This window comes from Candidatus Moraniibacteriota bacterium, from assembly GCA_028688415.1.
Lineage (GTDB): Bacteria > Patescibacteriota > Minisyncoccia > Moranbacterales > UBA1568 > UBA1568.
Genome location: JAQTYF010000001.1, coordinates 476027 through 488219, shown reverse-complemented (window position 1 = coordinate 488219; position 12193 = coordinate 476027). Strand labels below are relative to the sequence as shown.

General features: G+C 42.4%; 16 protein-coding genes. All 16 read left to right on the top strand.

Annotation, left to right across the window (positions count from 1 at the left end):
• Window positions 1–60: 60 nt before the first annotated feature.
• On the top strand, window positions 61–555 hold the full coding sequence (locus tag PHH40_02330; GenBank protein ID MDD2766585.1) for a prepilin-type N-terminal cleavage/methylation domain-containing protein: 495 nt from the start codon (window positions 61–63) through the stop codon (window positions 553–555).
• A gap of 13 nt (window positions 556–568) precedes the next feature.
• Window positions 569–1177 (top strand): hypothetical protein, encoded by a 609-nt coding sequence (locus tag PHH40_02325; protein MDD2766584.1) that lies wholly within the window; start codon window positions 569–571, stop codon window positions 1175–1177.
• A 3-nt stretch (window positions 1178–1180) separates the two neighbouring features.
• Window positions 1181–1738, top strand: coding sequence for a prepilin-type N-terminal cleavage/methylation domain-containing protein (locus PHH40_02320; GenBank protein ID MDD2766583.1), 558 nt, complete (start codon window positions 1181–1183; stop codon window positions 1736–1738).
• Window positions 1739–1784: 46 nt separating this feature from the next.
• Complete coding sequence (gene ligA / locus PHH40_02315) at window positions 1785–3905, top strand: NAD-dependent DNA ligase LigA (protein ID MDD2766582.1); 2121 nt, start codon at window positions 1785–1787, stop codon at window positions 3903–3905.
• 117 nt (window positions 3906–4022) lie between these two features.
• A complete protein-coding gene (gatC, locus tag PHH40_02310) occupies window positions 4023–4310 on the top strand; it encodes an Asp-tRNA(Asn)/Glu-tRNA(Gln) amidotransferase subunit GatC (protein ID MDD2766581.1) in 288 nt (95 codons plus the stop codon).
• 8 nt (window positions 4311–4318) lie between these two features.
• Window positions 4319–5779: an Asp-tRNA(Asn)/Glu-tRNA(Gln) amidotransferase subunit GatA gene (gatA, locus tag PHH40_02305; protein MDD2766580.1), complete on the top strand. Its 1461-nt coding sequence runs from the start codon at window positions 4319–4321 to the stop codon at window positions 5777–5779.
• Window positions 5780–5787: 8 nt separating this feature from the next.
• Window positions 5788–6318: a hypothetical protein gene (locus PHH40_02300; protein ID MDD2766579.1), complete on the top strand. Its 531-nt coding sequence runs from the start codon at window positions 5788–5790 to the stop codon at window positions 6316–6318.
• A gap of 136 nt (window positions 6319–6454) precedes the next feature.
• Window positions 6455–6640 (top strand): preprotein translocase subunit SecE, encoded by a 186-nt coding sequence (gene secE, locus PHH40_02295; GenBank protein ID MDD2766578.1) that lies wholly within the window; start codon window positions 6455–6457, stop codon window positions 6638–6640.
• A 55-nt stretch (window positions 6641–6695) separates the two neighbouring features.
• Window positions 6696–7241 carry a transcription termination/antitermination protein NusG gene (gene nusG / locus PHH40_02290; protein MDD2766577.1) on the top strand — a complete coding sequence of 182 codons (546 nt, stop codon included), beginning with the start codon at window positions 6696–6698 and terminating at the stop codon, window positions 7239–7241.
• Between the two features lie 21 nt (window positions 7242–7262).
• The gene (rplK, locus tag PHH40_02285) at window positions 7263–7688 is read left to right on the top strand and encodes a 50S ribosomal protein L11 (protein MDD2766576.1); all 426 of its coding nucleotides are present in this window, start codon (window positions 7263–7265) and stop codon (window positions 7686–7688) included.
• A gap of 71 nt (window positions 7689–7759) precedes the next feature.
• On the top strand, window positions 7760–8449 hold the full coding sequence (gene rplA / locus PHH40_02280) for a 50S ribosomal protein L1 (protein MDD2766575.1): 690 nt from the start codon (window positions 7760–7762) through the stop codon (window positions 8447–8449).
• Between the two features lie 130 nt (window positions 8450–8579).
• Window positions 8580–9263, top strand: a complete 684-nt coding sequence (locus PHH40_02275; GenBank protein MDD2766574.1) for a CYTH domain-containing protein — start codon at window positions 8580–8582, stop codon at window positions 9261–9263.
• 11 nt (window positions 9264–9274) lie between these two features.
• Complete coding sequence (gene dcd, locus PHH40_02270; protein MDD2766573.1) at window positions 9275–9835, top strand: dCTP deaminase; 561 nt, start codon at window positions 9275–9277, stop codon at window positions 9833–9835.
• A gap of 18 nt (window positions 9836–9853) precedes the next feature.
• Window positions 9854–10870, top strand: a complete 1017-nt coding sequence (gene thyA, locus PHH40_02265) for a thymidylate synthase (protein ID MDD2766572.1) — start codon at window positions 9854–9856, stop codon at window positions 10868–10870.
• Between the two features lie 226 nt (window positions 10871–11096).
• On the top strand, window positions 11097–11585 hold the full coding sequence (locus tag PHH40_02260; protein ID MDD2766571.1) for a dihydrofolate reductase: 489 nt from the start codon (window positions 11097–11099) through the stop codon (window positions 11583–11585).
• Window positions 11586–11605: 20 nt separating this feature from the next.
• Entirely contained in the window at window positions 11606–12160 is a 555-nt protein-coding gene (locus PHH40_02255; protein ID MDD2766570.1) for an AAA family ATPase, read from the top strand.
• The last annotated feature ends 33 nt before the right edge of the window (window positions 12161–12193 follow it).

Below are 12193 nucleotides of genomic sequence, written 5' to 3'. Positions count from 1 at the left end.
GTTTTCTGATAGAATAGAAGAGCAGAAAAAGAAAATAAAAATATTTTTGAACGTAATATTATGCAGAATGCTGGTGCTCATACGCAGAGATGGTCAGGATTCACATTGATAGAAGTGATCGTGACGATAGCTATTGTTTCTATCCTGACTTCGGTAGCAATAAGCGGGATAAATAGCGGTGCCAAGACACAGCGAGAGCTCGAGACCAATGCGCGAGAGTTTGCGAGCGTCGTCCGTGAAGCTCAGAATTATGCTCTGACAGGCAAACAAGCGAATGTAGCTGGTACCAATACCTGCTCTTTTTTGGTATCTCAGATTTCTAGTACTCAATATACATTGTCTGCTATTGCCTGTGGGACTGGAACAGCTGAGCTTATCACTACATACACGCTGAAAAATGGTGTGGGGCTAAGCGGGACATCTTCTATCACATTCGTCCTGCCACGAGGAGTGCCATCATCAGTAGGTGCTGTGATATTTTCCAAGGGAGACAATCGTTATTATGTCTGTGTCTCTGCTGACGGGAAGATAGAGGATAAGTCATCGTGTCCATAAAACTCCTAGGAGTATGTCAGAGCAAATACAAATACAAAAAAAACAACGATTGACGAGAGGATTTCTCCTTCCCGAAGTGATTCTTGCTTTGTTTGTTCTCTCTATGGGTATTCTCACGGTTGTGAGTCTCATCGCAAACAGTCTTCGTGAGTCGATCGAGAGCCGAAATATCATCACTGCAACCCTCCTCGCTCAGGAAGGGGCCGAGCTCATACGCAATGTACGTGATAATGGGTTTGTGCAAGACCAGACTGATGTTTTTGCTCATTTCAGTAAAGATAATACAGAGCCACATTATTATATCGATTACGATGATCAGTATAATGATAATTTGAATCATGATACTACTATCAATCCAGAAACCAAATATTCTCTCCAGACAAATAACGATGGTTTTTTTCTTCATAACGCAAATGGGAAATTCTATCGATACATATATATCAACTTTACAGACAGTACAGTAGGATCAGAATCTGCTGACGTGACGAGTTTCGTCTATTGGGGATATAATCAGACAGGTATGTTTCAGGCAGCAAATGGGAATAATGGAAATATAACAGACTGTACCATGCTCAAGAAATGTGTTTATACAAAAATAACACTCAATAATTGGAGACCATAACGTATGAGAAAGATGTTTCTAACAAAACCATATCGAGGATTCTCGCTCGTAGAAATGCTTGTAGCGATGTTTATTTTTACTCTCGTTATCGGGGCGACTTCACAGATTTTCACACGAGCATTCGTCGGGTATCGTGAGCAGAAACGCTTGCAGTCCGATATTGAATCGGCTCAGTTTGCATTGAACACAATGGCCAAGGAGCTTCGTACAGCATCTGTCTCTAATTCGACTTTGAATGGCAATAATACGAGTATAAGATTTTTTGATTATTCTCAAAAGCTCTGTTTTAGGTATACGATAAGTGCAGACGCAGGAACACTGAGTGTACGGAGTAAACCAGGGACGACTCTTGGTAATTGTAACGGAGGAGGCTATAGTACAAGCACTTCTATTGTCAGCCATATCACAAGGGGTCGTTTTTATGTTCGACGATCAAGCAACTCTCCAAGAGTTGGCAAGGTGACCATTTCTCTTTTTGTTGACTCAGGTCAGGCTGCTCCGACACATCTCCAGACGACAGTTTCTCTCCGAGATTATCAGATAAGCGGAGTGCAGAACTAGGCGACACACGATGGATTTTCTCCTGATACTGGGGTATACTGGAGCTATGATACGAAAAATAACTCAGAAAGAAGCTCTCCTTCGCATACACAATCTCTCGCAGGAAATCGAACGACATCGGCGTCTCTATCACACGCTCGATCAACCGACGATTTCTGATGAAGCGTACGATTCTCTCTTGTCAGAGCTCGCTACTCTCGAACAAGCGTTTCCATCACTGAAACGTACCAATAGTCCGACAGAGAGAGTCGGAGCAGAGCCTCTCACCTCCTTTCAAAAAGTGAAACATCAGAACAGACAATGGTCGTTCGATGATGTTTTTGATTTTGCGGAACTTAGGGCTTGGGATGAGCGTATCAAGCGTTTTTTGAATAAGGAAGTTAGAAATTGGAAACCTGTCCGTTCGACAGACGGGTTGGAAATTAGAAATTCTGTTCCTCAGTATGTCTGTGAATTGAAAATCGATGGATTGAAAGCAGTCCTCACCTATGAGAAGGGAATATTGGTTCGAGGAGCGACACGCGGAGACGGGGAGATAGGAGAAGATGTGACAGCCAACTTGCGAACGATCGAACATATACCACTCACACTCACTCGCCCGATCGATATCACGGTTGTTGGTGAGGTGTGGCTCTCTAAAGATGAGCTCATCCGTATCAATAACGAACGCAGAGCAAAAGATGAGCCACTGTTTGCCAATCCTCGTAATGCGGCAGCAGGGTCTCTTCGTCAGCTCGATTCACGAGTGATCGCAGGACGGAAACTCGATGCCTTTGTCTATGATATCGATGCAATAATAGGAATACCGTTTCCCAAGACACAGGAAGCAGAACTCTTACTTTTGCAAGAACTCGGATTTCATGTGAATAGAGAATATCGAGTATGCCAGACAACGGCAGATGTCGAAGCGTATTACGAAGAGTGGAATATAAAACGAGAGAGCGTTCCGTACGCGCTCGATGGTATTGTCATCAAAGTGAATGCCAAGAATCTGCAGGACGCTCTCGGTTATCGTGGGAAATCACCACGGTTTGGTGTCGCATACAAATTTCCTGCCGAGCAAGCGACGACGATTATCCAAGATGTACAGGTACAGATCGGACGGACAGGTGCACTCACTCCAGTCGCACATCTGAGACCAGTTCGTGTCGCAGGATCAGTCGTGAGTCGGGCGACACTCCATAATTTCGATGAGATTGATCGCCTGGGTGTGCGTATCGGTGATACCGTGATCATCCAAAAAGCTGGAGATATCATCCCAGAAATTGTTTCGGTGATAGAGAGTCTCCGTACTGGGAAGGAAACAATAATCGTCGCACCAGAAAAATGTCCGATATGTGAAAGTAGAGTGGAACGTATGGTGATGGGAACGAATGATATGAGTGCTGCTCTGTATTGTACGAATCCACGCTGTTTTGCTATCGAGCGAGAACAAATTATCCACAGTGTTTCGAAGAAAGGATTGAATATTGTCGGTTTGGGAGAAAAAATTGTCGAAGTGCTCTTGCAAGAAGGTCTCATCAAAAACATCGGTGATATTTTTTCTCTGACCGCAGGAGATCTCTCACCGCTCGAACGTTTTGGGGACAAATCAGCAGAGAAGCTGGCACGAGCGATACAGAATGCCAAGCAAGTACCATTTGATAAATTGCTCTTCGCACTCGGTATACGTTATGTCGGAGAAGAGACGGCAAATCTCATTGTCGATGCTACGATGAAACAGTCTTTGCATTTTCAAATCAAAAACCTTTCAGATATTATCAAATATTTTCCTGAGATAACAGAAGAGGCATGGTTGTCGGTAGACGGTATCGGAATCAAAAGTGCTCAGAGTCTCGTAGAATGGTTCGGTGATACAAGGAATCAAGAACTCTTGGAAACACTGAGAGAGCAAGAAGTCGAGATCGTTGTGCCAGAAAAACACGATCTCTCGACACAGATTTTTTCTGGGAAAGTATTTGTTCTGACAGGAGAACTCGCTTCCTTTACAAGAGATGAGTTGAAGGCTATTATTAAAGAAAAAGGAGGAACAGTCTCGTCTACGGTCAGTCGAAAAACAGACTATGTCGTGGCAGGGGAGAATCCAGGAAGCAAATATGTCAATGCAAAGAAGCTCGGTATAAATATTCTCAATGAAGACGAGTTAAAGAAATTATTAGAAACGTAAATTTTCAATTTACAATTTTTAATTTCTAAACAATTTTTAATGAATTAATTTCGAAACTGGAGAATTGTATCATTGTTTGAAAATTGAAAATTAGAAATTGAAAATTATTTCAGAATTATGTTGACCGAAGAAGAAGTAAAAAAAGTGGCACTCCTCAGTCGTATCGGACTGACAGAGGAAGAATTACCGAAATATCAGAAGGATTTGTCGGCTGTTTTTGATTTTTTCCGTGAACTCGAGACGCTTCCGACAGATGACGTCGTCCCTATCGGACATATCACCGGGAGGACAGATGTGATGCGAAGTGATGTATGTGAAGATTTTGGTGATACTGGAAGAACACATATTATGAACAATGTTCCAGCGAAAAAAGATGGATTTGTCAAAGTAAAATCAGTTTTCTAAATGTTCGTATGATTCGTCTATTACACAACAAACTTGTTGCAGGGGAAATCACTGCGGTTGATCTGGCCAAGCAGTATCTGAAAATCATCAAAGAAAAAGATGGTGAGATTCTTGCTTATTTGACCGTGCTCGAAGAACAGATGCTCAAGGAGGCTTCTTTTGTCGATGAGCAATTGAAACGCGGAGAAACAATTGATCTTCTCGCAGGTATCCCTGGAGCTATCAAAGACAATATTTTGATTGAAGGTATTCGTACGACATCGGCTTCCAAAATTCTCGATAACTACATCGCTCCATATGACGCAACAGTCATCGCCAAACTGAAATCAGTACACGTGTCAGTACTCGGAAAGACCAATATGGACGAATTTGCTCTCGGTTCTTCGACAGAAAATAGCGCCTATCAGATTACTAAAAATCCTCATGATCTCACTCGTGTGCCAGGAGGGACATCAGGAGGATCAGCTGCGGCTGTTGCAGCAGGAGAGGCGGTGTGGGCACTCGGATCAGATACAGGTGGTTCTATCCGTCAGCCAGCTTCTTTCTGCGGTGTCGTCGGACTGAAACCAACATATGGTAGAGTGAGTCGTTATGGGTTGATGGCAGGAGCATCGAGTCTGGATCAGATTGGTCCCATCGGACAAACAGTAGAAGATGTCGCTATAGTCCTCTCTCGTATTGCCGGACACGATCCACACGATGCGACCACTGCTGACAGTGGACATGAGAAGAAATACGAGGACTATCTCGGAGGTGATGTGCGTGGGAAGAAAATTGGTATTCCCAAAGAATATTTTTCTTCCGATCTCGATCCGAGAATTCGAGCACTCTGTGATACTGCGATCAAACATTTTACCGCTCTCGGTGTGGAAATTATCGAGATATCACTTCCTCACAGTTCGTATGCTCTTCCGACCTACTATATCATTCAGCCGTGTGAAGTGAGTTCAAACTTCGCTCGTTATGATGGTATTCGTTATGGACTTTCTATCAATGATGAGAAGGATTCGGCGGAACAGACGAGCACACTCCTCGAGACGTATCTCGATACGCGTCGTCATGGGTTTGGCCCAGAAGTGAAACGTCGTATCATGCTCGGTACCTATAGTCTGTCAGCAGGATACTATGATGCGTATTATCTCAAGGCACAGAAAGTACGTGCACTCCTCAAACAAGATTTCGAAAAAGCGTTCGAACAAGTAGATTTTATTTTTTCTCCGACCGCTCCTGAGCCAGCATTCAAGATCGGAGACAAATCCGCTGATCCAATCAAAATGTATCTCGGCGATATCTATACCATCACCGCCAATCTGACAGGGGTGCCAGCGATTTCTTTTCCTATCGGTACAGTGACTGAAGAAGGAAAAGAACTCCCTATAGGAGGACAACTCCAGGGAAAATGGTTCGATGAAGAAACCCTTCTTTGTATGGCGGATGCGTTCGAGAAAGAATACAAAAAAAGTAAATAAAAACGTTTATGGAAATTGATTGGCTCGCTCTCGCGTTGGATTTTTGGAAAAATTTGAATATTTTTCTTTCTGCCTCTATTGTCGTCAAAGCAATCAAGTTTTTTCTTTTCGTTTATGTCGTTGTGTTATTTGCTGATGTTGTGATGCTTCTCATTCTGCGCGGTGTATCGGGAGATATCAAGAAAACATTGTTCGGCACCACTCGTCCCCTCATATCGAAATCAAAATCCATCATACGATGGGAAAAAATTCTCGCACGACTCGGCGATGCCAATCCTTCCCAGTACAAGGTCGCCGTTCTCGAAGCGGATGCGTTTGCTGAGGAAATCGTCTCTGGTATGGGATACACAGGAGAGACTATGGCGGACAAACTCGCCTCGGTACACCCTGGACAAATCGAGAATCGAGAAAGGTTGATCGATGCACATCAGATTCGTAATCGTATCATTCACGAAGCAGATTTTGTTATGAGTCGTGAAGAGGCCAAGTCGTGTCTCGAATCGTACGAAGCATTTTTCCGTGAGATGGAACTGTTCTGAGGATATTTGCTTAGGAGCTTTATATGAGGCATTTTTTTCTTCTGAGTACAGACATTTCGTCAATTGACAAAGCAGACCGTTTCTGATAGTATATATTCACAAAGCCCTCGGGGCTTTTTTTAAGAGAGAAATTGATATGAACAAGATGATCGCATTTCTCAGTGAAGCCAAAGTCGAGCTTTCGCGTGTGAACTGGCCGACTCGCAAACAAATCACGATGTATACCATCTTGGTTATTGCCATCAGTCTTTTTGTCGCATTTTTCCTCGGAAGTTTAGATTATTTTTTCAGTACTCTCGTTACCAAGTTTCTCATTCAATAAGTCCAGTTATTGATTCGCTCGTTGTAGCGGATCGGTTATTGGTGATTTTATTCCTATGGCAAAGCAGACACAACATCACGGACGCGCGTGGTACGTACTTCATACGTATTCTGGATACGAAGAAAACGTAACCCGTAACCTGAAGCAAAGAATCGATTCGATGGATATGCAAGAACTCATTTTTGACGTCCTTGTTCCCAAAGAAAAAAAGATCAAGATCAAAGGAGGGAAGCGCGTCGTCGTCGAAGAACGTATCTACCCTGGATATGTGCTCGTCGATATGATTGTGACTGATGCCTCGTGGTATGTCGTCCGCAACACTCCGAACGTGACAGGATTCATCGGACTTGGTACGACCCCGACACCTATCGATCCTAAGGAAATCGATGCCCTCAAAAAACGTATGGGTGTCGCAGAACCGAAATACAAAATCGATGTCCATGTGGGCGATGCTATCAAGATCACTGACGGACCATTCAAAGATTTTGATGGAAAAATCCAGGAAGTAGATGAAGAGAAAGGAAAAGTCAAAGTGTTTGTTTCTCTCTTCGGTCGCGAAACACCTGTCGAACTGGACTTTCTGCAAGTAAGAAAAGCATAATTTATCAAAAGAGTACTCATTATGGCAAAGGCAATAAAAACCGTTATCAAGTTGCAGATCCCTGCCGGTAAAGCAAACCCAGCTCCACCAGTTGGTCCAGCTCTTGGTCAGCACGGACTCAATATTCAGGATTTCTGTTCGAAGTTTAACGCTGCTACTCAAGATCGTATGGGAGATGTCGTTCCAGCTGAAATCACTGTGTTCGAAGATCGTACATTCACATTCGTTCTGAAGACCTCTCCTGCTTCTGATTTGCTCAAGAAAGCAGCCAATGTCGCCAAAGGAGCCTCTAATCCGCTCAAGGACAAGGCTGGTTCTGTCACAATGGCACAGGTTCGTGAAATCGCTGAGAAAAAAATGGAAGATCTGAATGCGAATGATGTCGAACAGGCGATGAAGATCATTGCTGGATCTGCTCGTTCGATGGGTATCAAAGTAGTCGACTAGTGTTTTTTAGAAGATAATTTTTTATTATGTGGAAGAGTCATGAAAAACTCGTTTGCACCACGTACAATACTATGCACAGAGGAAAGAAATACACAGGAGTCGCCACTCAAGTAGAAGCAGAGAAGGCATACACCCCAGAAGAAGCTTTTGCTTTTTTGCAGTCACACAAAATGACGAAATTCGATGAAGCTATTGAAGTACACGCTCATCTCGGTATCAATACCAAGAAATCAGATGAAATGGTGCGTGTCACCCTTATCCTGCCACAAGGAACGGGTCGTAGTAAAAAAGTAGCGGTCATCACCAGTACGAAGCAGAAAGAAGCAGAAGAAGCAAAAGCCGACCTCATCGGTGGAGAAGAATTGATTGCTGATATCAAGAATGGGAAAATCGTTCCTGGCCAAGATTTCGATGTATTGCTCGCAACGCCTGAAATGATGCCAAAGCTTGCTCTCGTAGCCAAAATTCTCGGACAAAAAGGTGTGATGCCAAGCCCAAAGACAGAGACTGTCACTCCAAAGATCAAAGAAACAGTAGAGATGCTCAAAAAAGGGAAAAAAGTGAGTTTCAAAAACGATGACACAGGAAATATCCATCAGGTTATCGGAAAAACGTCTTTTACTCCTGAGGCATTGCTCGAGAACTATACGATGTTTCGTGAAACCCTTGATCGCTCCAAGCCAGAAAACATGAAAGGAAAGTTTGTGAAATCTCTCTTTTTGTGTTCTACAATGAGTCCGAGCCTCCCAATCAAGTTGTAATATATTTCGACTCCAAACAGACCAGCAATGGTCTGTTTTTTGTAGAAAGGTATATCATTTTTGAGTTTTCTTTATCAGAAGAAGATATGATATACTAAAGGGGTGTTAAATTGCTTTTTTCAAGAAAACTATGACCGTACAGCAATATGAAATAGAGATCAAATCTCTCCTCGGTAGTGAAGAAAATGCCAACAATCTAATACAAAAAATGCAGAGTATTGATCCATCGACGAAGCTCGTTTCAAAAAGCTCCCAACTCAATCATTATTTTGTCGGTGGAGATGGTGAGAAGATATGTATCGCTCTTACTTCTCATATTGCCAAAAAGAAAATCGAAGCATTTAAGAAGGTGCTGAACGAAGGAAACAATCTCTCTCTCCGTACTCGACAAGCAAACAAAAAAGTTTTGTTCGTCGCCAAGGCTTCTATAGACGATACAACAAGTTCCAACGGTACAGCTCGCATAGAATTTGAAGCAGAAATACCAGAGCTATCGCTTGAAGCACTTGACCGAGTTTTGCTCGAAGCCGGTTGTACGTATCAGGCCAAATGGTCTCGTGATCGGAGAGAATATATCTTTCAAGATACGACGGCTTGTATTGATAGAAATGCTGGTTACGGATATGTAGTAGAATTGGAAAAAATAGTGACAGATGGTACTTCCGCAGAACAGGTGAAGCGTGATCTCCGGACACTCATGGAAACACTTGGTATCGAGGAATTGTCACAAGACCGACTCGAGCGTATGTTCGCGTATTACAATGAACATTGGTCAGAGTACTATGGCACCGACAAGACATTTACTATTTCCTAATACATCCCTTTATGTATCTCTCTGACCACGATATCAAGCAGGCAGTGAAAGACGGCACGATTACTATCAAAGACTTCGATCCAAAACGTCTCGGATCGGTCAGTTATGATGTGATTCTGGATAATGATTTTATGGTGACTGATGTTCACAATACGCCATTTATTGATCCGGTAAAAAAAGTTTTCCCTCACACAGTAGAGCATCATGTGAAAGAAGGGGAGGCATTCTATCTGTTTCCTGGAGAGACGGTACTCGGGAAAGTGCGTGATTTCGTCGGAAGTGACAAATACCTCATACAAATTTCTGGAAAAAGCAGTCTCGCTCGTGTCGGTCTCGTCGTACACAATACCGCCGGGCTCATCAACCCAGGACATTTTTTGAATCTTACTCTCGAATTATCGAATATCAATCGTGTACCACTCGTCCTCCGTCCTGGTATGCAAATAGCGCAGTTTGTTTTTTCGACACTGACGAGTCCTGTAGAGAATAACTACAAAAAAGTAGGTCGTTTCAGTAAAAACAATTGGAAACATTTCCAACCAGAAAAGAAACGTGAGGCAAAGAAGAAATAATATTTTTCGAAACCATCTATGGAAACAAAACGACATCCTGAATATCAATATCTCGATATGGTGAAAACGATTCTCGAAAAAGGATCGGACAAAGAAGTATTCTTCACGAAAGAAATTTTGGCGCAATACAAAGAGCGAGGAGTGACACCGCCTTCTATCCGTTCTGTTTTTGGGTACTCGATGCGATATGATATGGCTGACGGATTTCCTCTTCTCACGACCAAGAAGGTCTTTCATCGGGGTATCATTCATGAACTCCTCTGGTTTCTCAAGGGGGATTCGAATATTAAATACCTCGTCGACAACGATGTTCATATCTGGGACGAGTGGGCATGGAAACGGTATAACAAACAAGCTCTTGCTACAGGACTTCCTCAGATGGAACAGAAAGAGTTTATTGAAAAATTGAAATCGCTTCCGGAAGATGATGCTTTTGTGCGAGAATGGGGTGATCTCATCACTATTTATGGACGAATGTGGCGACGTTGGCCAGCGAGTGACGGGAGAGAAATCGATCAACTCGGTTGGGTTATCGATGGACTGAAAGACAAACCGTTTCGCAAATCCTATGTTATTTCTGCATGGAATCCGGATTTCATCTATGCAATGGCGTCAGCAGGTAATGAGAATGAGGTCCCACCATTTTGTCATACAACATTCCAATTTCAGGTAACAGGGAATGATACGCTCAATCTCGGACTCTACCAACGAAGTGCAGATACTTTCCTCGGCGTACCGTTCAACATTGCGAGTTATGCGTTGTTGCTCCATATGGTGGCACAGGTGACAGGATTCAAACCAGGGGAATTTGTACACTTTTTTGGTGATGCACACATCTATAGCAATCATTTCGACCAGGTGAAAGAGCAGCTCACTCGTGAACCGCGACCATTCCCGAAATTGACACTCAATCCAGAAAGAAAAAATATCGATGATTTCGTGTTTGAAGACATCATCATCGAAGGCTATGATCCACATCCTGCTATTCGAGGAGAAATTGCGAATATCGGTGGGTTTGAGAAGAAAGTGAAATAATATTTACAACGTCCAGTCATTGTAAACTATAATTTTTGAAGGAGAATACTTAAAAATAAAAAAAGTATTTACAGTAAGGAGAGAATTCAGGAGCAAGAATTTTTTAGAAAACCATTGGGCGAAACTGCTTCGGACGGGTTTATCTAAAAATTCTTGCTCCTGAATATAAAAAGTTTTTAATATTATTCGTTCCATTTTTTGTGACTATAAGAAATAAAAGCATTCTATGACAAAGCCTAGGCTGAGTATTATCGTTGCAGTAGATGAAAAGCGGGCTATCGGAAAAGATAACCAGCTTTTGTGGCACATCCCAGAAGATCTGAAACACTTCAAAGAATTGACGACCAGTCATACCGTAGTGATGGGGGAAAATACCTATCATTCTATCGGACGACCGCTTCCAAATCGTACGAATATCATTCTCTCGTTGACACCAGAGTTTGCGCCCGAAGGATGTTTCGTAGTTCGTTCTATTGATGAGGCTTTGAGTGTTGCCAAAGAGCACGAATCAGAAGAAATTTTTATTATCGGTGGGGCGAGTATCTATAAACAATTTTTGCCCATTGTTGACCGTTTGTATGTGACAGAAGTAGTGGGTGTTCATGATGCTGATACATTTTTCCCTGATTATAGCGACTTTACAAAAGTAGTGAGTGAAGAAAAACAGAATAATGGTCAATATACATTTTCATTTGTTGTGCGAGAGAGGAATTAATTTATAAGAAAAAGAGTTGTATGCAGAAAATTATTTTGGGTATTTCAGGAGAAATAGCATCCGGCAAAGATACAGTAGGAAAATATATGGTAGAGAAATATCAGGCATCCTCGCTTCGTTTTTCGCAACCACTCCGAGATATGCTCGATCGATTGTATCTGGAGCAAAATCGAGAGAATATGGCAAAACTTTCTCTCCATCTTCGAAAAGCTTTTGGAGAGGATATATTTTCTCGGGTGATATTGGCAGAGGCAGAAAAAAGTGAAAACAAACTCGTTGTTGTCGATGGTATACGTCGATCACCAGATATCATCCATTTGGAAAATGAAGAACATTTCTATTTTGTCTATGTGGAGACTTCTCCTGAAGCACGATACAAACGATTGATTCAGAGACATCAGAATACTGATGACACCATCAAGACAGAAGCACAATTTGAGAAAGATGCATTGCTCGAATCAGAAACGCAGATTCGTGCCTTGAAAGAACGTGCTGATTTCGTCATCAATAATGATGGAACGCTCGAAGAACTCTATGCACAGGTGGATGAAATGGTGAAAAAACTGGAGATGTAGAGTGTTCGTAGAGAAAGATGAGAGATTGAGAGA